The organism is Bordetella tumulicola, from assembly GCF_965138755.1.
Taxonomy (GTDB): domain Bacteria; phylum Pseudomonadota; class Gammaproteobacteria; order Burkholderiales; family Burkholderiaceae_B; genus Bordetella_A; species Bordetella_A tumulicola.
Map to the genome: position 1 here is coordinate 924,638 of NZ_CBCSFP010000001.1, position 19,341 is coordinate 943,978.

Annotated in this window: 16 protein-coding genes and 1 pseudogene; 9 read left to right on the forward strand and 8 right to left on the reverse strand. The window is 61.3% G+C overall.

Translation table 11 applies throughout. From position 1 onward, the window contains the following. Positions 1-20: 20 nt before the first annotated feature. From imuA to ACNAZS_RS04290, 3 genes are read left to right on the forward strand one after another with little or no spacing between them, the layout of a single operon-like run. Complete coding sequence (imuA, locus tag ACNAZS_RS04280) at positions 21-728, forward strand: translesion DNA synthesis-associated protein ImuA (RefSeq protein ID WP_415786474.1); 708 nt, start codon at positions 21-23, stop codon at positions 726-728. Beyond that, complete coding sequence (locus ACNAZS_RS04285) at positions 658-2,142, forward strand: Y-family DNA polymerase (protein WP_415786476.1); 1,485 nt, start codon at positions 658-660, stop codon at positions 2,140-2,142. Before imuA ends, ACNAZS_RS04285 begins: the two co-directional genes overlap by 71 nt. After that, a complete protein-coding gene (locus ACNAZS_RS04290; protein WP_415786478.1) occupies positions 2,135-5,326 on the forward strand; it encodes an error-prone DNA polymerase in 3,192 nt (1,063 codons plus the stop codon). Before ACNAZS_RS04285 ends, ACNAZS_RS04290 begins: the two co-directional genes overlap by 8 nt. Positions 5,327-5,375: 49 nt before the next feature. Here ACNAZS_RS04290 and ACNAZS_RS04295 read toward each other — a convergent pair whose 3' ends face one another. The 4 genes and pseudogenes from ACNAZS_RS04295 to hmpA form a co-directional block, all read right to left on the reverse strand. Beyond that, positions 5,376-6,623, reverse strand: a complete 1,248-nt coding sequence (locus ACNAZS_RS04295) for a D-amino acid dehydrogenase (protein WP_415786480.1) — start codon at positions 6,621-6,623, stop codon at positions 5,376-5,378. A gap of 135 nt (positions 6,624-6,758) precedes the next feature. After that, a partial coding sequence (locus tag ACNAZS_RS04300) for an Rrf2 family transcriptional regulator (protein WP_415786482.1) occupies positions 6,759-6,993 on the reverse strand: 235 nt, incomplete at its 5' end. A gap of 5 nt (positions 6,994-6,998) precedes the next feature. Continuing rightward, positions 6,999-7,196 (reverse strand): annotated as a pseudogene (locus ACNAZS_RS04305) (RrF2 family transcriptional regulator); the annotation flags it as partial. A gap of 19 nt (positions 7,197-7,215) precedes the next feature. Beyond that, complete coding sequence (gene hmpA / locus ACNAZS_RS04310) at positions 7,216-8,436, reverse strand: NO-inducible flavohemoprotein (protein ID WP_415786484.1); 1,221 nt, start codon at positions 8,434-8,436, stop codon at positions 7,216-7,218. A gap of 542 nt (positions 8,437-8,978) precedes the next feature. On the opposite strand from hmpA, the gene ACNAZS_RS04315 reads away from it, so the two are divergent. Continuing rightward, positions 8,979-9,443 (forward strand): GatB/YqeY domain-containing protein, encoded by a 465-nt coding sequence (locus tag ACNAZS_RS04315; RefSeq protein WP_415786486.1) that lies wholly within the window; start codon positions 8,979-8,981, stop codon positions 9,441-9,443. Here ACNAZS_RS04315 and dinB read toward each other — a convergent pair. Further along, positions 9,433-10,533, reverse strand: coding sequence for a DNA polymerase IV (dinB, locus tag ACNAZS_RS04320; protein WP_415786488.1), 1,101 nt, complete (start codon positions 10,531-10,533; stop codon positions 9,433-9,435). The genes ACNAZS_RS04315 and dinB overlap by 11 nt on opposite strands. 94 nt (positions 10,534-10,627) lie before the next feature. Here dinB and ACNAZS_RS04325 point away from each other — a divergent pair, with 94 nt between their 5' ends. After that, on the forward strand, positions 10,628-11,041 hold the full coding sequence (locus tag ACNAZS_RS04325; protein ID WP_415786490.1) for a PaaI family thioesterase: 414 nt from the start codon (positions 10,628-10,630) through the stop codon (positions 11,039-11,041). A gap of 1 nt (position 11,042) precedes the next feature. Here ACNAZS_RS04325 and ACNAZS_RS04330 read toward each other — a convergent pair whose 3' ends face one another. Further along, positions 11,043-11,471, reverse strand: a complete 429-nt coding sequence (locus tag ACNAZS_RS04330; protein ID WP_415786492.1) for a BPTD_2524 family lipoprotein — start codon at positions 11,469-11,471, stop codon at positions 11,043-11,045. Positions 11,472-11,603: 132 nt separating this feature from the next. Here ACNAZS_RS04330 and ACNAZS_RS04335 point away from each other — a divergent pair, with 132 nt between their 5' ends. From ACNAZS_RS04335 to ACNAZS_RS04350, 4 genes are all read left to right on the forward strand, one after another. After that, on the forward strand, positions 11,604-13,520 hold the full coding sequence (locus ACNAZS_RS04335) for an alpha/beta hydrolase family protein (protein ID WP_415787069.1): 1,917 nt from the start codon (positions 11,604-11,606) through the stop codon (positions 13,518-13,520). Between the two features lie 159 nt (positions 13,521-13,679). Next, positions 13,680-16,322, forward strand: coding sequence for a penicillin-binding protein 1A (locus ACNAZS_RS04340; RefSeq protein WP_415786494.1), 2,643 nt, complete (start codon positions 13,680-13,682; stop codon positions 16,320-16,322). 64 nt (positions 16,323-16,386) lie between these two features. Then, complete coding sequence (locus tag ACNAZS_RS04345; protein ID WP_415786496.1) at positions 16,387-17,559, forward strand: PepSY-associated TM helix domain-containing protein; 1,173 nt, start codon at positions 16,387-16,389, stop codon at positions 17,557-17,559. Further along, the gene (locus tag ACNAZS_RS04350) at positions 17,556-17,759 is read left to right on the forward strand and encodes a hypothetical protein (protein WP_415786498.1); all 204 of its coding nucleotides are present in this window, start codon (positions 17,556-17,558) and stop codon (positions 17,757-17,759) included. The genes ACNAZS_RS04345 and ACNAZS_RS04350 overlap by 4 nt, the downstream gene beginning before the upstream one ends. Before the next feature lie 33 nt (positions 17,760-17,792). On the opposite strand, the gene ACNAZS_RS04355 is transcribed toward ACNAZS_RS04350, so the two are convergent. Together ACNAZS_RS04355 and ACNAZS_RS04360 are read right to left on the reverse strand one after the other, a co-directional pair. Further along, complete coding sequence (locus tag ACNAZS_RS04355) at positions 17,793-18,008, reverse strand: hypothetical protein (protein WP_415786500.1); 216 nt, start codon at positions 18,006-18,008, stop codon at positions 17,793-17,795. A 215-nt stretch (positions 18,009-18,223) separates the two neighbouring features. Next, complete coding sequence (locus ACNAZS_RS04360; protein WP_415786502.1) at positions 18,224-19,330, reverse strand: AGE family epimerase/isomerase; 1,107 nt, start codon at positions 19,328-19,330, stop codon at positions 18,224-18,226. Positions 19,331-19,341 lie beyond the last annotated feature (11 nt).

A 19,341-nucleotide genomic window follows, 5' to 3' on the forward strand; every position in this document is an offset into this window, starting at 1 on the left:
ACAGTAAATAGAGATTAATCATGCTGTCCCCAGAACTCATCCACCCCGCCCTATGGCGTGCCACCCAATTGGCGCGCAGTGCCCGCCGTGGCATTCCTACAGGCTATGCGGCGCTGTCCGCCCAGTTACCGGATGGCGGTTGGCCCGCGGGCGCCTTGATTGAATTACTGATGCCACACGCCGGCATTGGGGAAATCCGCCTGCTGCAACCCGCGCTGGCCCAGCTCGACAGCCGTCACCCCATCGCCCTGGTGCAACCGCCCCACGTCCCGCACCTGGCCTGCTGGCAAGGCTGGCGCCTGAATCCAGGTCAATTGCTCTGGGTAGCGCCCGAACGTCCGCTTGATGCCTTGTGGGCCACCGAGCAAATCCTGAAACACGGTAGTTGCGGGGCGCTGCTGTGCTGGTTGCCTCACGTACGCCCGGAATCCCTGCGCCGCCTGCATCTGGCGGCCCAGATGGCCGACACGCTGTGCTTTGTGCTACGGCCCGCGACGGTCGCGCAGCAGGCGTCTCCGGCCCCACTGCGGCTGGCGCTCTCTCCCGCGTCCGGCGGCTTGTCTGTGCACATCCTGAAACGGCGTGGCCCGGCCTGTACGCAACCCTTATTTCTAGATTTCGAGCCCGCCCGTACGCGCGAGACTGTTTCTCCTGATCATGCCCCTCTGGATCGCCGCCTTCCTGCGCTGTCTGCCACTCGACGCCGCACGCCCGCATTGGTCTCGTGATGCGGCCTTTGCCGTCCTGGATCAGGCGCGTATTGCCGCGCTGACCCCAGCGGCGGCAAAGGCAGGCATCCAGGCGGGCATGCGTCGTGCCGGGGCCGCCGCGATCGCGCCCGACGTTCCTTTGCTCGCACGGGATCTCGTGGCCGAACAACATCTCCTGCACGAAACCGCGCTGGCCTTGCTGCAATACACGCCGGACATCGCGATCGCCGAGCCCGACACGCTGTTACTACAGGTCGGCGCCAGTCTGGCGTATTTTGGGGGGCCTCGTCAGTTGCATCGACGCATCACTGCCACGTTACAGGCCATGGGCCTGCATATTGGGTCAGGCATGGCGCCCACCGCTCAGGGAGCCTGGCTGCTCGCGCATCAATCTTGCGCTCGATCACGACGCCGTGTCTTGCAGATCGACACGATGACCACTGTGCTTGATGCAATACCTTGCGCCCTGCTGCCCAGCGCCCAGGCTCGCCTGGACTGGTTGCACGGCATTGGATGCCGCACCCTGAGCGACCTGCGCCATCTGCCGCGCGCAGGCCTGCAACGCCGCTGCGGCACCGAGCTCCCCCGCTCGCTCGACGCGGCCTATGGCATCGCGCCGGAATGTCATGCCTGGCTCCAGCCGCCGGCGCGTTTTCAGCAACGCCTGGAGTTGCCCGATTACATCGCGCATGCCGAAGCCATCCTGGCCTGGGCGCAACGCCTGCTCGAACCCCTATGCGGCTGGCTGACCGCCCGACGCCTGGCGGTTCAACATTTCACGCTGGTACTCGAGCACGAACGAGGCCGGCACGCGCGCGCACCGACCCGCCTGCCCATCCATCTGGCCCAACCAGCCTGGCAGCCCTCGCACCTCCTGAGTTTGCTGCGTGAAAAACTCGGCCGCCTGCCGCTCGAGGCCCCCGCGATTGCACTGGCCCTGCACGTCGACGACACCGTCGAACAGCCTGCGGCCAGCACCAGCCTGTTTCCCGAGCCAGGTGGCTCGCCCACCGAGCACGCCCGCTTGCTGGATCTGCTTAGCGCCCGCCTGGGGCGCGAACGCGTCTTGCAAGCCCAACCCATCGCCGATCACCGCCCCGAGGTAGCCAACCACTGGGGCGCTGCGCAGGACGTCCCGTCCCGGCCCCCCCGCGATCTCAGCCATCATGACCCGTTCACGCTGATGGATCGCCCCTTTTGGTTGCTGGATCCCCCCGTTCCGCTGCAAGTCCAGCAGCATCGTCCCGTCTATGCAGGCCAGCCCCTGCGCCTGATACGCGGCCCCGAACGCATCGAAAGCGGATGGTGGGATGCCGCGCTGACGGTGCGCGACTACTTTGTCGCCGAGGACGCGGCAGCCGCCCGCTACTGGATCTATCGCGAACGCGATACCGAACACGCCCGTTGGTTTTTGCACGGACGCTATGCCTGATATCCCGCTCACCGCCATGACACGGCCCGCATCCCTGCCTGGCTTGCCCGCCTATGCAGAGCTGCAATGCCTGTCGAATTTTTCGTTTCTACAAGGCGCCTCGCATCCCGAAGAGCTCGTCGTACAGGCCGCGCAACTCGGTTATGCGGCGATCGCCATCACCGATGAGTGTTCGCTGGCGGGCGTCGTGCGAGCACTCGCCGAAGCCGAAAAACAAAAGCTCCCGCTCATCGTCGGCAGCACGCTGTGTTTACACACAGCGCCATCCTCTGCCGATGCTCCGCCCCTGTCGCTCGTACTCCTGGCCCAAACCCGCGAAGGCTACGGCAATTTATCCGAGCTGATTACGCTAGGCCGCTCACGCGCCCCAAAGGGCGATTACCGGCTGTATCTCGATGACATCACCACTCCCGATCCGACTTATGCACATCTACGCAACCTGCCCGATTGCCTGGCAATCCTGGCTCCTCCTCATGGGATGTCCGCTACGACGCTCGCGGAACACGCTCATTGGCTGGCGCGGACTTTTCCGGGCCGCGCCTGGATCGGGCTGACCCTACTGCATCATGCTCGCGATGACCTGCACCGCACTGCCGTACAACAGGCGGCACAACTCACGGGACTGCCCGTCACCGCGCTGGGTCATGTGCAGATGCATCGACGTTCGCGCAAACCGCTGCACGATACGCTGACGGCCATCCGCAGCAAACGCGCCGTCTCGCAATGCGGCTACGACCTGCAGGTCAATGCCGAGCAACATCTGCGCAGTCGCTTGCGCCTTGCGTCGCTCTATCCCCCCGAGGCGCTGGCGCAAACCCTGGCCATCGCACAGCGCTGTTCTTTTTCACTACGCACTCTGCGCTACGAATACCCCGACGAAATCATCCCGGCCGGCGAAACCCCCACCACCTATCTGCGGCGCGAGGTTTATGCTGGCGCGGCGCATCGCTTTCGCGACGGTATTCCACCGGCGATTCATCAACAAATCGAAAAAGAACTCGCACTGATCGCCGAGCTGGAATACGAAGCTTATTTCCTGACCGTCTACGACATCGTGCAATATGCGCGCCGTGAAAACATCCTGTGTCAGGGACGCGGATCGGCCGCCAATTCCGTCGTGTGCTATTGCCTGGGCATTACCGCCGTCGACCCGCAACGCAGCCAGTCCTTGTTCGAGCGCTTTATCAGCAAAGAACGCAACGAGCCTCCGGACATTGATGTCGATTTCGAACATCAACGCCGTGAAGAAGTCATCCAGTACATCTACCGTAAATACGGACGCCGCCGCGCCGCCCTGACGGGCGTCGTCATCTCTTATCGACCCCGCAGCGTCCTGCGCGACACCGGCCGCGCATTGGGCATCGATCAAAGCATCATCGATGCCGTGGCCCGCGCGCATCAATGGTGGGATGGAAAAAAAACCATGTTGCGCACCTTGGGCGCCTGCGGCCTGGATCCCGAGTCAACCGTCGCACGGCACTGGGCCATCCTCGCCGAAACCTTGATCAACTTTCCTCGCCACCTTTCCCAACACCCTGGTGGCTTTGTGATTTCACGCGGCAATCTGGCTCGTCTGGTCCCCATCGAGAATGCCGCGATGCCAGATCGCAGTGTCGTGCAATGGGACAAGGACGATCTCGATACGCTGGGCCTTTTAAAAGTCGATGTATTGGCGCTTGGCATGCTATCCGTCTTGCGTCGTGCGCTGGATTTTGTCAGTCAGCGCCGAAGGCAGCCCTGGTCTTTGCTCGACATCCCTAAAGAAGACCCCGCCACTTATGACATGATTTGCGCGGCCGATACCATCGGCGTTTTTCAGATCGAATCGCGCGCACAAATGAGCATGTTGCCGCGACTCAGGCCACGCGAATACTATGATCTGGTGGTACAGGTCGCCATTGTGCGGCCCGGCCCGATTCAGGGTGGCATGGTGCATCCGTATCTCAGGCGGCGCCAAAAAAAAGAGGCTGAAACCTATCCCAGCGAGGCCGTGCGCGGGGTATTGAAGCGCACGAAGGGCGTACCTATTTTTCAGGAACAGGTCATGCAGATCGCGATGGTCGCGGCCGACTTTACCGCTGGCGAGGCCGATCAGTTGCGGCGCTCCATGGCCTCCTGGAAACGCAAGGGCGGTATCGACAAGTTCAATGAAAAACTCGTCACGGGTCTGCTGAAAAATGGCTACACCGAGGCATTCGCCACGGCCATCATTCGTCAGATCGAAGGTTTCGGAGAATATGGTTTTCCCGAAAGCCACGCCGCCAGTTTCGCGCTGCTTGCTTATGACAGCGCCTGGCTGAAATACCACGAGCCCGAGGCTTTTCTGGCGGCTTTGCTGAACTCCCAGCCTATGGGTTTTTATGCCCCTGCGCAGTTAATCCAGGATGCGCGCCGCCATGGGGTGCACGTGCTGCCCACTGATGTCACGGTCAGCCACTGGGAAGCCTCGCTCGAGACGCTACCGGCCTGTCCTCGCCCCGCTGTACGCCTGGGTCTGAACCAGATCCAGGGCCTATCAGAAGCCGCCGCACTACGTATCGAACAGGCTCGCGCGACACATCCTTTCACGCACACCCGGGACCTGGCCCGTCGCGCTGAACTCAATCGCCATGAACTCGACGCCCTGGCGGCCGCCGATGCGTTGCATCGCCTCGCGGGCCATCGCAGACTCGCCAGATGGGAGGCCAGCGCCAGCGTGGCCAGTCGGGATCTGCTGCGCCATGCGGATCCTGCTGATCCCGAATCACCCACTTTGTCCGCCCCTACCGAAGGCGAATCGATTATTGAGGATTACCGCAGCTTGCGCTTGACCTTGCGCAGCCATCCCGTTGCGTTATTGCGACCTCGTCTGCAAACGATGCGATTTCAGCCTGCGGAGGTGCTCAATCGTTATCCGGACCGACGCCTGGCACGTGCCTGCGGACTCGTCACCATGCGACAACGCCCGCAAACCGCCAAAGGCACCGTGTTCATCACGTTGGAAGACGAAACCGGGTCCGTTAATGTCGTCGTCCGCAGCGAGCTCATGGAACGTCAACGCCGGGAATTGCTCGGAGCGACCCTGCTAGGGGTATACGGCACTTGGCAAAACATCGAAGGAATACGCCACCTGATCGCGCAACGGTTGGTAGACCTCTCGCCCTTGTTGGGTGGGCTGGCCGCGCGCAGTCGGGATTTTCATTAAATCGGCGGCCCGAGTGCTTACTCCGCACCCGTCGCGCACCGATCACGCTTTAAGGCCGAAACGGCGTCGCATCGATAGGCAGTTCCAGGCCCGACATCTGGGCCGTCAGCAAGGCGGCGCTGCCGCAGGCCAGGGTAAAGCCCAAGGCACCCTGCCCCACGTTCAACCACAAGTTGTCCGCGACGCGGCTCTCGCCAATCAGAGGTTTGCCCGTCGGCGTCGCCGGGCGCAATCCGGCCCATGGCACGGCCTGCCCCAGATCCAGGCGTGGGAAAGCCTCGCGCACCTGCTGCTTGAGCAACGCGATGCGGGCGGGATCGATATCGGCGTTCGGGCTGCCGATATCCACCATGGCGGCGATACGCAGGATCCGTCCGATACGCGCATACACAATGCGTCGCTCGTAATCCGTCACGCTGATTGCGGGGGCCGTCTCATCACCATCGGCCAGGGGCACGCTCAGGCTGTAGCCTTTTAGCGGATACAGGGGCAGGTCTCGTCCCAGAGGCTTGATCAAATTGCGCGATGCCATCCCCGCAGCCAGTACGACCGCATCCACAGGGATATCGCCATTGGCCGTTTCTACGGCCACGATCTTGCGGCCCTCGCGTCGCAAGCGCCGCACGGGACTGGCCATCCGGCATTGCACACCCTCCGACTCCTGCAGTCGCCGGAACAGGCTTTCGGTGAACTGGCGACAATCGCCCGCCTCTTCACTGGGGGTATAGACAGCACCGGCCAGATTGCGACCCAGTCCCGCCAACGCGGGCTCCAGGGCAAGAGTTTCTGCGGCGTCCAGGACGCGTTGCTCTGCCCCCAGGGCAGCCTGATAGGCCACCAGACGTCGTGCTTTCTCAAGTAACTCAGGGCTGCGATACGCAATGAGTTTGCCATTGCGCACATGGCCAAAATCGATGTTTTCTTCTTCGAGCAGGCGATTCAATACGTCGCGGCTCAGGTACGACAAGGACTGCAACTGGGCAGTGGAGGCCTTGGCGACCGAGGCGCGGCATGCCAGCGCAAATTGCAGGCACCATTGCCATTGATGAGGATCCAGGCGAGGCTGAAAGCGCAGTGGCGAGTCGGCCCGCAACAGCCAGCCCGGCACGCTGGGCAAGACGCCCGGGCCGGCCAGCGGCGCGACGTAGCTATAGCTCAGTTGCCCGCCATTGGCGTAACTGGACACCGTTGCCGGACGCGCCCGGCTATCGATCAAGACGACCTCGTGTCCCTGCCGAGCCAGAAAATAGGCCGACGTCACACCGATCACGCCGGCGCCAATGACGCATACCTTCATGGTAAACCCTAAATATCAGAACCAGCCTTCATTCTGAAACGTGACGGTCGTCAGGGCAAATGCCAATCTGGCGGGTGGCCATAACCTAAGGTTTAGTGTGATCGTTTTGGGTGGTCGTTAGTGCCACATACCGCTCTACGCGATGCGCTGCAGCCGTATGATGGCCTGCCCAGTGGGAGCAAGCACCAGATCGGCCAACGTATGGCGATTGAGTTCGTCGTAAAACGACTGCAGGCTGTTGGCCAGTACGCCGGAGAGCAAGCAAAGCCCTTGCAGCGCGCAGACGGGTTCCCCGCAATTGACCAGGGTGTGCTGGTTTTCCAGCGCGTACACCAGATCCCCCAGACGATAGGCGGCTGGCGCGCGCGCCNGCCNCAGGCCCCCGCCTTTGCCGCGGGTGGTCGCAATCCAACCCTGCTGACTCAGAAAATGCACGACCTTGACCAGATGGTTGCGCGACACCTCAAACCGCTCGGCGATCTCGGGGACCGTCACGGGTGTCGAGCGACCATCGCTCTGCGTCAGGTACATCAAGACGCGCAGGCCAAAGTCTGTGTATTTAGTGAGTTGCATGGCGTTGCACTATAACGCCTTATGCACCGGGTCCGCCGGTGCCAAACAACTCGGCATGGATGCGTTCCGGGGCGACGCCCAATGCGGTCAATGCCTGACGCTGCGCACTCATGAAGGGCAAGGGACCGCACATGTAGTAATCGGCATCGGGCAAGACGGCAATGTCACGAATGGCTTGGAGATCCATCCGGCCGGCGTAGTCGTAGTCCTGGCCAGGTTGATCGTCAGAGGCGACCGTTTCGTAGTAGACGACTTTGCGGACGTTAGGACGCGATTGAACGATGTCGTTGACGTGCGATTTCATGGCATGCACGGAACGATCGCGGCATGCATGCACGAAGCGAATCTGGCGACCGTCGTCGCGGGCGACGAGGTGGTTCAGCATGGAGACCATGGGAGTCAGGCCAACGCCGCCACTGAGCAGGACGACCGGCGCAGTACCGTCTGCATTGAGGGTGAATTCGCCTTGCGGGGGAGCAAGGTCGAGGACGTCGCCTTCGTTTAAGTTGGCGTGCAGGACATTGGATACGCTGCCCGCGGGCGAGCCGTTAACGCCGCTTTCGCGTTTGACGGAGATGCGCAAGCGACCTTGGCCCGGGGCGTCGGACAGGCTGTATTGGCGCGGCTGCATGATGCCGAGTTGGGGGACGAAGACGCGTAGCGAAATGTATTGTCCCGGCAGGTAGTCGGGCACGGGGCCGCCGTCGGCGGGAACGAGGTAGAAGGACGTGATTTCTGCGCTTTCGGGGATTTTTTTGTCGACGCGGAATCCGCGCCAGCCGGTCCAGCCGCCTTCTTTGCGTACGGCCTGTGCGTAGAGTTTGGCTTCTTCGGCGATAAGCAGATCAGCGAGCTGGCCATAGGCGGCGGCCCAGGCGGCGATGAGTTCGTCGGTGGCGGCTTCTTCGCCGAGGACTTCGCGGATGGAGGCCAGCAGGTGCTTGCCGACGATCGCGTAGTGTTCGGGGCGAATGCCAAGGCTGACGTGTTTGTGGACGATGCGAGTGATGACGGGCATCAGTACGGAGGGGTCGTCGATGTGTTCGGCGTAGGCGGCGACGGCGGCGGCCAAGGCTTGCTGTTGTTGCCCCCCGTCTTGGTGTCCTTGATTAAAGACCTGTTTGAGTTCCGGATTGTGGCGGAACATACGGGCGTAAAAGTGACAGGTGAGTGTTTCACCATGCACCTTCAGTACGGGTGCTGTGGCTTTGACTAAATCGCGAACTTCCTGGCTCAGCATTTTGACGGTTCCTTCGGGTTGCTTTTTTACTTACGGGGATTCTTTAAGATGTATTTATTATACATATTTATGCGTTGTGGATGCCGCGGGGTCTTCGTAGGAAGGGCTTTCTCTGGATGTTTGGTTCGTGTCGCTGTGTGGTGATGCCGGCCAAATCGCGCCGACTCGGCCCGTGATCAGAGGCCTCGGTCTCGCTGCGCGAGACTGAATCGGCGCTCAACAGGCCGGCATCACCACACAGCGACACGAACCAAACACGCACATTGAGGAAACTGCCGTCGTTGAGGGCTGATGTCGTGGTCAAACTGGTGTTTTGATGGGCCTAATGTCATGGTGAAGCTGATGCTGTTGGTACGGCCGATGTCGTGGCGAAACTGCTGCTGTTGAAACTGTGGTCGTGTAAAGACTGTGGTCATTGTTGAAACTGTCACGGGTGGACTGCTTGGGTGTACTTGTGGGATTAAACTGGGGAATTGTTCTTGTTTGGTGTGCTTGGTGCTGGGTGTACCAGGTGCATTTTTCTTCTTTTAAGGGTGTCAGCTATGAGCAGTGCTTCGCTCAGGGGTCGGTTGTCCGACGCAGTTAAGGATGCTATGCGTGCGCGGGAAACGGAGCGGTTGTCGACGCTGCGGTTTTTGCTGGCGGCGGTTAAGCAGAAAGAGGTTGATGATCGCCGGGAGTTGAGTGATGAGGAAGTGACGGCGATCATTGAGAAGCAGGTTAAGCAGCGTCGCGAATCGATTGCGGCTTTTGAGCAGGCGGGTCGTCTGGAAACGGCGGCTCAGGAGACGGCTGAGTTGGATGTGTTGCGGGAGTTCTTGCCGCAGCCGGCGTCCCCCGAGGAGATAGATGCGGCGGTGAATGCTGCGTTGGCTGAGGTGGCCGCGCTGGGTCTGAGCGGTGGTGCTGCGATGGGCAAGGTGATGGCGATTTTGAAGCCGGCGCTGGCGGGCAAGGCGGATATGTCCGAGGTGTCGCGACAGGTGAAGCAACGTCTTAATGGTTAGTGTCGGGCTCGTCGTCGAATAGGCCCAGGTCGGGCTGGCGGGCTTGTGTGGCAGGGTCTTCGAAGTTGCTCATCCCGATGCCGGCCAGGCGGTATCGGGTGCTGGCGGGCAGGTCCACGCGTGCGCAGAGTTGCTGGGCAACGAGGGTAAGGTCCTGGGCACTGGCGGGTGCACGGGCCAGCGTCAGGGTGCGCGTGAGGATGCGAAAGCGGTCGGTTTTGAGTTTGAGGACGACGGTGCGGCCGATGGCGCCCTTTTTTATGCCCTGGTCCCAGATTTTGATGGCGAGGCGTCCGAGGATATCGTCCAGGGCTTGCAGGGGCTGGTCTACGGACAGAGTGGTTTCGGCGGATATTTGTTGCAGGGGCGCGTCGGGCTGGACTTCGCGGTTGTCGATGCCTTGTGACAGTTCGTGCAGCCGTATGCCGTAGCGGCCGAAGTGGTGTTCGAGTTCTGCGGCGCTATGGCGTGACAGGTCGCCGACGGTGTGGATACCGAGGGCATCGAGTTTGCCTTGCATGACTTTGCCTACGCCGGGGACTTTGCGCACAGGCAAGGGCTGCAGGAAGGCCAGGATTTGTGAGGGTTTGATGACGAACAGGCCGTTGGGCTTGTTCCAGTCGGAGGCGATTTTGGCCAGGAATTTGTTGGGTGCGACGCCAGCCGAGGCGGTGAGGCGAGTTTCCTCGAGGATTTCACTGCGTATGGCCTGCGCGACTGCGGTTGCCGAGGCAAGGCCGGTTTTGTTGAGGGTGACGTCCAGGTAGGCTTCGTCCAGCGATAGGGGCTCGATCAGGTCGGTGTGGCGCGCAAAGACGTGCCGGACTTGGCGCGAGACCTCGCGATAGCGGTTGAAATCGGGGGGCACGTAGATCGCGTCGGGGCAAAGGCGCTGCGCGCGCGCGACGGACATGGCGGAATAGACGCCGAAGCGCCGCGCCTCGTATGAGGCGGCGCAGACGACAGAGCGGGACCCTTCCCAAGCGACGACGACGGGCAGTCCGCGTAGCGAAGGATTGTCGCGCTGCTCGACGGATGCGTAAAACGCATCCATGTCGACATGTACGATCTTGCGCGAAAACGAGGACATGACAAGTACGATACGGGAAGCTGTGGGCAAAAAAGAATATTATGACGCGCTCTCGCGTTAAATTTTTCGACGCTTTTCAGATTAGCCTGATCTCATGACGACACCTGCCCAGACCGACTATTTTGGCCTGACCATCCCTTTGATGCACTTGATGGGCGTGATTCCCGAAAGCATTGGTCCGGGCCATGCACGCACGCGCTTGCCCTGGCGCGAGGATCTGACCAATAGCCGTGGCGATGTGCACGGTGGCACGCTGATGAGCGTGCTGGATTTCACGCTCAGTGCCGCCGCGCGCGGCAATGACCTCCAGACCGGCATGGCGACCATCGACATGACCACCAGCTTTATTTCCCCCGGAAACAGCGATTTGACGATCGAGGCCCGCTGCCTGCGCATGGGCGCATCGATTGCGTTCTGTGAGGGTGAAATCCGCAACGTCAAGGGCGAGCTAGTTGCCAAGGCTTCGGGTTCGTTCAAGATTTTCAAGCGCCGCCCCGGCGGCGATTGAGCTATTTTTTGGGTTTGGGAACCTCTGTGGGCATGTAGGTGGTGCACGACGGCACTTCGTAAATCACGGCCGCGCGCATGGCGCGAACGGCGTTTTCGTTCCAGATGCCGCGGCCCCACATCACGATGTCGACTTGCGACTGACGCTCACCCTGGCCCGTGATGGTCACGCGTGCTACGTCGTCCCCCGTAAACGGCGCCTCAACCCGCACGAGGGCGGTGCGCGCGGCATCGTCCACTGTGCCATGTACCTTGTACGCGCCCTCGCCACGCAGGCAACGCTCGGCCTGGGCCGTCGCCGCCTCGTAGGTGGCTCGATAACTGGACTGCACTGTCAAACTGGCTGTCGGCGTATTGCCACCTGAAGAAATCCCAGTCGAGCAGGCCGCCAGGCCTGCGACGGCCAATGCCGCTCCTACCGCTTTGATCATGTTGACTCCCATAACGTGGCTGCGATTATCCCGCAATCTTTGCCCTCGCCGCCAGTTGTCGCATTTCTGGTCGTGACGGGCGGCGATCTGTCCCCGGCGAGACGCGTTCGACTCGGCCCCCTCGCCTATGGCATGATCAATAGGTCAACCGTCGGCCTCACCCGACCCAGGAGATTTGCTTTGCCTCACCGTACCGCCGCCACGCACCTGCCGCAACAATACCCGTTAAAAGATTTCTTCCGTAATCCTGAGCGCGGCTATTTCCGCCTTGCCGACGACGGCAAGACGCTCGGATTCATGCAGCCTGCCGCGCTGGATGATCAGCCCGCCCGGATGAACATCTACGTGCAAGCGTTGCAAAACGCCCTGCCCGTGGGCGAGGCGCGCAGGCTGACGAACGAAACGGCACGCGATATCAGCAATTTTTTCTGGAAAGGCAACGATATTGTGCTGTACCAGAAAGATTTCGGTGGTGACGAAAATTTCCACGTCCTGGCCGTGAACGCCCATACCGGCGTGGCCCACGACTTGACGCCGTATGACAGCGTGCGCGCGGGTATCGAGGACGATCTGCCGGATGATCCCGATCACGTCCTGATCAGCCATAACCAGCGTGACCCCCAGGTCTTTGATGTCTATCGCGTCAATGTCCACACCGGCACGGCCGTGCTGGTCGCGCAAAACCCGGGCAATGTCGTGGGCTGGCAGACCGACCACGCGGGTCAGGTTCGCGCCGCGATTACCAGCGATGGGCTGGACACCACCCTGCTCTATCGCGACGACGAGGCCGCGCCGTTCCAGGCCTTGATCACCACCGACTACCGCACCACCGTCAGTCCGGCGTTTTTTACCTTTGATGATCGCAAGTTCTACGCGCTGAGCAATCGTGGCCGCGACAAGCTGGCGTTGGTCGTCATTGACCCCGCCTCGCCCGACCACGAAGAACTGGTATTTGCCACAGACGAAGTCGATCTTGACGCTGCCGGCTATTCCCGCAAACGTCGTGTCCTGACGGAGGCCGCCTACCAGACTGACAAGCCGCGCCGCCATTATTTTGATGCGCAGACCGAGGCGCTGTATCAGCAACTCGAGAACCTGCTTCCCGGTTACGACCTGGCCATTCAGGGCCTGAACCGCAACGAAGACACATTCATTGTGGCCGCCTACAACGACCGTACGCCCGGCTCCCGATACCTATTCCAGTCCGACTCCGGCACGCTGCACAAGCTGGCCGATATCAACCCGGCTATCCCAGAGACGGACATGTCGCCGGTGCAGCCCGTGTCTTACACCAGTCGTGATGGTCTCGAGATCCATGGCTATCTGACACTGCCCGCTGGCCGCGACCCACGCGGCTTGCCGTGCATCATTAATCCGCACGGTGGCCCGTGGGCGCGCGATGGCTGGGGCTATAACCCGGAAATCCAGTTCCTGGCCAACCGTGGCTTCTGCGTCCTGCAGATGAACTTCCGCGGATCCACCGGCTATGGCAGGGCGTTCTGGGAGGCCAGCTTCGGCCAATGGGGGCTGGCCATGCAGGACGATATCACCGATGGGGTACGCTGGCTCATCGAGCAAGGCATTGCCGACCCGGCCCGCATCGGGATCTACGGGGGCAGTTACGGGGGTTACGCCACACTCGCGGGCATTACCTTCACCCCGGATCTGTATGCCGCGGCGGTCGATTACGTGGGCGTATCGAATCTGTTCACCTTTATGAACACCATTCCGCCCTATTGGAAGCCCTTGCTGGCCAAAATGTACGACATGGTGGGTCATCCCGAGCACGACCACGATCGCCTCGCGGCGACCTCGCCTGCCCTGCACGTCGACCGCATCCGCACGCCCCTCTTGATTGCCCAGGGCGCACAAGACCCGCGCGTCAACAAAGCAGAAAGCGACCAAGTGGTGCAGGCGCTACAAGCGCGCGGCGTCGAGGTCCAATACTTGGTCAAAGACAACGAGGGGCACGGTTTTCACAACGATGAAAACAAGTTCGAGTTCTATGAAGCCATGGAAGCGTTTTTCGTCTCCCATTTAAAGCCCTGAGCCTGATGCGCCACGTCTCCCAAAATGGGGGACGATCCCCCGTCAAGACAGCCGACAGACCCGCCATTGGGATGATGGGACACCCTTTGCCATGTTTGGTTACGGAAACCTAATGGGCAAAGAGAGTGTCTATCTGGTTCTGGCCTAGAATCAGCAGCAATGAATACCCCTGAAAAATCGCGTTCCTCCGCCCTCCGCCCGAGCATCAAACAGTTTTTGCGCAAGCGCATTGTGGCCCAGTTGGCTATCGGCCTGGCCGGTCTGGCCGTGTGCGGCGCTGTGCTTATTGGCCTGGCCGTCGCACTGACCTGGCCCAACCTGCCTGCCCTGCACGCCATGACCGACTACCGGCCCAGTGTGCCGCTGCGCGTTTATACGGCAGATCGCGTGCTGATCGGCGAGTTCGGCCAGGAACACCGCAATGTGGTGCGCTTTGAAGACATTCCGCTCGTCATGAAACAGGCCATGCTGGCCGCCGAAGACGATGAATTTTATGAGCATGGCGGGATTGACTGGATGGGCGTGGCACGCGCCGCAGTGACCAACGTGATCAATCGCTCGAAATCTCAGGGCGCCAGCACGATCACCATGCAGCTCGCGCGCAATTTCTACCTGTCGTCCGATAAAACGTATTTACGCAAGTTCTACGAGCTGCTGCTGACCTTCAAGATCGAAGCCGAACTCACCAAGGACCAGATATTGGAGCTCTACATGAACCAGATTTATCTGGGTCATCGCAGCTATGGTTTCGAGGCCGCCGCGCGTACGTATCTGGGTAAGCCCCTGGCCGAGGTCACCGCCGCCGAGGCTGCGCTGTTGGCCGGCGTCCCCAAGGCTCCCTCGCGCTCGAACCCCATCACCAATCTGGATCGCGCCGTCGTCCGCCAGCACTATGTCTTGGGCCGTATGGAGGCGCTGGGATTTCTCACCCCCGAGCAAGCCCAGGCCGCGCGCGAACAACCGCTGCAGATTCGCGGCACCGAAGGCATGCAAAGCGACGGTTTTCCTGTACACGGCGAGTACCCCGCGGAACTGGCGCGCCAAATCCTGTACGGCCTGTTCCAGGATGACACCTACACGCGCGGCATCGACGTCTACACCACGATCAACTCGAAAGACCAGGAGGCCGCCTACCAGGCCGTGCGCAGTGGCGTGCTGGACTATACCCGCCGCACCGCCTATCTCGGGCCGGAAGACCTGATCAACCTGCCTCCCGACATCGAACAAGACACGCAGGCCTTCGAGGAAATCCTCGACACCGTCCAGGAGGAGACGCCCGACAGCAGCGACCTGTTGACAGGCATCGTGCTCTCGGCCAGCCCGACCGAAGTCAAAGTCGCGCGCAGCGCCAGCGAGATCGTCACCGTCTCCGACAAAAAAGCCCTCGCCATCGTGGCGCGAGCATTGAGTCCGAAAGCCAGTGACACCCTGCGTATCCAGCGTGGATCTGTCGTGCGCCTGCATAAAAACGGCGACTACTGGGAAATCCTGAATCTGCCGACCGTGCAGGCCGCGCTGGTCTCCCTGTCGCCCAAAGACGGCGCCATGCGTGCCGTCATCGGCGGCTTTGATTTTTACAGCGGCTCGTTCAACCGTGCCACGCAAGCCTGGCGCCAACCCGGCTCGACGATCAAGCCGTTCATCTACGCCTCCGCGCTGGAGCGCGGCATGACACCGGCCACGCAAATATCGGATCAGCCCTTTGTGCTGACGGTTGAGCAAACCGGATCTCGCCCTTGGACCCCGAAGAACGACAACAACAAGTACGAGACCATGCAGACGCTGCGACAAGGCCTGTACCGCTCTAAAAACATGGTGTCCATCCGCATCCTGCAAGCTGTCACACCGCAGTACGCCCAGGACTATCTGACACGCTTTGGTTTTCAGAAAGACCGCTGGCCCGCCGTGCTACCCATGGCCCTGGGTGCTGGTGGCGCGACGCCGCTGCAACTCGCCAGCGCATACACCGTCTTTGCCAATGGCGGCTACCGGGTGCCCCCCTATCTGATCGACCGCGTCACCGACCGCTCGGGTAACGTGCTGATGCAAGCTCAGCCGGTCATCGCGGGCGACGAGGCCGCCCGGGCCATCGACCCGCGCACCGCCTGGGTGACAGACGACATGCTGCTGGACGTCGCCAGCCGTGGCACGGGGGCCCGCGCCAAACGGGAGCTCAAGCGCGATGACATCCGGGGCAAAACCGGTACGACCAACGACGCCATCGATGTCTGGTTCGCGGGCTACACCCCGACATTGGCCACCACCGTCTGGATGGGTTTCGACCAACCCAAATCTCTCGGCAGCAACGCATTTGGCAGCGGCCTGGCGCTCTCCACCTGGCTGGACTACATGCGGCCCGTCCTGAAGGACATCCCCGAGCAGCCACAACGGCCGCATCCCGACGGGTTGCTCGTACACAACGGTGAATACTATTTCTCGGAATTTCCCCCCGGCCGTGCGATCGCCTCGCTGGATCTCCCCACGGGCGACGAGCTGACCGACTTCCTCGAAAACATGCGCCCCAGTGACGGTTCGCCCACGCAGGTGCGGCAGCCCAATGCCCCCAGCGGCGTTCTGCCGTCCAACGTTCGGCCCGCCTCGCCGATCGGCCAAGCGGATCAACCCGCCGCGGCGCCCATCACCGCCCCCTCTCCCGTAACGCCGGCCCCGTCGGCCAACCGCGTCGCGCCATCCGTCCCGGCCACCTCGCCTCACCCCGCCGGCAATGCCAACACAACGCTGGCGATTCCGATTCCGCTGGCGCCACCGTCCACAACTTCACGACAACAAGGCGGATACTGATAAGAATCAGTATTATTCATGATATCGTGTGGGACTCGACCCAACCTGCACGACGACATCCATCATGACTGCCGCCGCCACCATCAAAACCTGGTATCTCGTCCATAAATGGACCAGCCTGGTCTGCACCCTGTTCCTGCTGATCATCTGTCTGACCGGGTTGCCCCTGATTTTTCATCACGAAATCGAGCATCTGTTCGACGAAGGCAAACCGATCGCCGAACTGCCCGAAGGCACGCCCTCCGCTAGCCTGGACCAGATTGTCGCGGCCGGCAAAGCCCTATATCCCAACGAGTACGTGGACTACGTCTACCTGGACGACCACGAGCCCCAAGCCTATGTGGGCTTTGTGCCCGAATTCGGCACTGCCGTCGAAAAAGGCCATGCCGTACGCGTCGACATGCGTACCGCCGAAGTCCTGCACGATGCGCCACCCTATTCCGAAGACCGGTTCTCGTTCATGGGTATCATGCTCGCCCTGCACGTCGATCTGTTCGCCGGCCTGCCTGGCGAGCTCTTCCTGGGATTCATGGGGCTGTTGTTTGTCGTGGCCATCGTCTCGGGCGTCGTTCTGTATGGCCCGTTCATGAAAAAGCTGGACTTCGGCACCGTGCGCGCAACACGCTCGACCCGCCTGAAATGGCTGGATCTGCATAATCTCCTGGGTGTCGTCACCCTGGTCTGGGCCCTTGTGGTGGGCCTGACGGGCGTGATCAACGAACTGTCGACACCGATGTTCCGGCTCTGGCAGAGCACGGAGCTACCCCGCATTCTGGCCCCCTACCAAGGCCGCAGCGTGCCAACGGATCTGGCATCCCTCCAGGGCGCCGCGGATACGGCCATCAAGGCTCTGCCCGGACGCGAAGTATCGTTCATTGCCTACCCGGGTAACGCCTACGGCAGCCCGCACCACTATCTGGTGTGGCTCAAAGGCGATACGCCTTTGACCTCCAAGCTCAATACCCCCGTGCTCGTCGACGGCGTCACCGGCGAACTCAGCGCCGTGGCCCGTATGCCCTGGTACCTGACGGCCCTGGAAGTCTCTCGCCCCTTGCACTTTGGGGACTATGGTGGCCTGCCCCTGAAAATCCTGTGGACGTTGCTCGACCTGATCACCATCGTCGTACTAGGCAGTGGCCTCTATCTGTGGATCGCACGCCGCAAAGCCACAGATGCCCGCATCGCGGAGCTCATACGGCGACATCAACAAGCCACGCCGCAACAGAGCCCCGCATGAGTTCACGTCACCGTTTTTGGTTCGTCTGGGGTGCACCGATTGTGCTGGGCGTGCTCAGCGTTTTTGGATTGCTGGCAGCCCTGCTGGGCACCGGCCTATGGCACTGGGCATCCTGGATATCGCTGACCGTATTGCTGGTGGTCATCCTCAAATATTGGTGTTTTCCGGCGAAAACCGAGCCACCTACTTCACGCACTTGAAGCGATTGATTCGCGGCCTTAGGCGGCGCCAACTTACGGCGCCAGCTTGAATCCTAAATCCGTTCCCCATTTGTCCGTCTCGCGCAGCCACTTGGAGCCACATGCCAGGCAACGGAAATGATCTTCTCTGCAGCCCTCGCGACCGCGTTGATTGGGATGAATAAAGCCCTGATGCCCCAGCTCTGCATGCGGCTCAATTCCGGTCAAGCCCGGCATAATCGCCTGGCACGCTGGACACATGATGCTCATGGCAATCCTCTCGTCAACAATTAGCAAATTGTAATCTAGATAACTAATTGTTGGGACGAGGTTCAGCCGCACGTTCGGCCTTAAGGGTAAAAATGCCCCCACGCTGCGCCTTCGGCTTGCTGCCCCCCAAGGGGGCGCTTTTTACCTTGGGGCGGCCCGGCGGTAAAAATGCCCCCACGCTGCGCCGTCCGTAAGCAAATTTAGTCTGCGAAGCGTCACGTCGCCGGCAACGCGGCGTAACATGTTGCCAAGTGGTAAGGCGTCGTCGAAGGCATGTCCACACGCGCCAATTCCCCCTTGGCGTTCAGGCATTCGCGCCAGCCCCTCGGGTGCAGAAACCGATCATGAAACTGTCGCAACTGCTGCAACAGCGCCGACAAGTCGCCCGACGCCGCCAGGTAACGCGCGTATTCGGCCTGCGCCCAAATACGTTGCGTGGCGTCGCTCATCCGGCCATCCTCGTGCAAAGCCGCACAGACGCCCGCCGTCTCGCTGGCGACCCCGTGCTCGCGCGCCCAGGCACAACCGCGCGGCAGGGCCAGCGCCAACTCCAGATCCGAAAACACCGCTGGCGCACTATTGAGCAGGACAAACCATTCAAACTGATGCCCCGGTTCGATGACGAGATCAGTGCGGGCCACCGGTGCTTCGGTGATACACAGGGTCGGCGCATGCAAAAAGGTCTCGGCTACACCTTGCGCCATATTGCGCAGGATATGCGCAAACCAGGCCGGCTCCGCGACGCGGGACGCCGCTAGGTAGGCCTCGGTCAAATGCATGACGGGGTTCTGTGCCGGCCCTGCCGTCGCGTGCATCCAGTCGGGCGACATAGCCGCGTGATAGCGTCCGTCCGCACGCCGAAAATGCAACTCGATCTGCTGTGCCGTTTGCAGCATCGTCTGACGCGCCTCGGCTCGTCGAGAGCGCTCAAAATACGCCGCGCAAGCGAACACGACAAACGCATGCGTGTACAGATCCTGCGTGTCGTCCAACGGCAGGCCCTCGGCATCAATGCTATAGCGCCATCCGCCGTGCTGCGCATCACGAAAATGTCGGACCAGGGCATCAAACAAACGATCCGCATGGCTCGCATGTTCCGCCTTCGGCGCGGTGGCATAGACATACAACTGACGTGCGCACGCCATCGCGCGATAGCGTTGCACAGGCAACGGTAATCCGGTGTCTCCGGCCAACGCCTCATACGGCAAAGCCATGCGCTCGTTAAAACCTGGCCCTACCCACAAGGGTAAAACCACGTCGCTGAAATGCTGGCGCAAGGCCCGAATCGTGTGGGAAAGCTCGGAAGAAATAGAAGTGGCCATCGAAATATGGC

What these genes read in the sequence shown, in the direction of transcription:
- ACNAZS_RS04315 (WP_415786486.1), top strand. Translation starts at nt 8,979, where the DNA reads ATGAGCAGTGCTTCGCTCAGGGGTCGGTTGTCCGACGCAGTTAAGGAT.
- ACNAZS_RS04340 (WP_415786494.1), top strand. Translation starts at nt 13,680, where the DNA reads ATGAATACCCCTGAAAAATCGCGTTCCTCCGCCCTCCGCCCGAGCATC.
- ACNAZS_RS04360 (WP_415786502.1), bottom strand. Translation starts at nt 19,330, where the DNA reads ATGGCCACTTCTATTTCTTCCGAGCTTTCCCACACGATTCGGGCCTTG.
- ACNAZS_RS04330 (WP_415786492.1), bottom strand. Translation starts at nt 11,471, where the DNA reads ATGATCAAAGCGGTAGGAGCGGCATTGGCCGTCGCAGGCCTGGCGGCC.
- dinB (WP_415786488.1), bottom strand. Translation starts at nt 10,533, where the DNA reads ATGTCCTCGTTTTCGCGCAAGATCGTACATGTCGACATGGATGCGTTT.
- ACNAZS_RS04325 (WP_415786490.1), top strand. Translation starts at nt 10,628, where the DNA reads ATGACGACACCTGCCCAGACCGACTATTTTGGCCTGACCATCCCTTTG.
- ACNAZS_RS04295 (WP_415786480.1), bottom strand. Translation starts at nt 6,623, where the DNA reads ATGAAGGTATGCGTCATTGGCGCCGGCGTGATCGGTGTGACGTCGGCC.
- imuA (WP_415786474.1), top strand. Translation starts at nt 21, where the DNA reads ATGCTGTCCCCAGAACTCATCCACCCCGCCCTATGGCGTGCCACCCAA.
- ACNAZS_RS04285 (WP_415786476.1), top strand. Translation starts at nt 658, where the DNA reads ATGCCCCTCTGGATCGCCGCCTTCCTGCGCTGTCTGCCACTCGACGCC.
- ACNAZS_RS04345 (WP_415786496.1), top strand. Translation starts at nt 16,387, where the DNA reads ATGACTGCCGCCGCCACCATCAAAACCTGGTATCTCGTCCATAAATGG.
- ACNAZS_RS04355 (WP_415786500.1), bottom strand. Translation starts at nt 18,008, where the DNA reads ATGAGCATCATGTGTCCAGCGTGCCAGGCGATTATGCCGGGCTTGACC.
- ACNAZS_RS04350 (WP_415786498.1), top strand. Translation starts at nt 17,556, where the DNA reads ATGAGTTCACGTCACCGTTTTTGGTTCGTCTGGGGTGCACCGATTGTG.
- ACNAZS_RS04335 (WP_415787069.1), top strand. Translation starts at nt 11,604, where the DNA reads ATGATCAATAGGTCAACCGTCGGCCTCACCCGACCCAGGAGATTTGCT.
- hmpA (WP_415786484.1), bottom strand. Translation starts at nt 8,436, where the DNA reads ATGCTGAGCCAGGAAGTTCGCGATTTAGTCAAAGCCACAGCACCCGTA.
- ACNAZS_RS04290 (WP_415786478.1), top strand. Translation starts at nt 2,135, where the DNA reads ATGCCTGATATCCCGCTCACCGCCATGACACGGCCCGCATCCCTGCCT.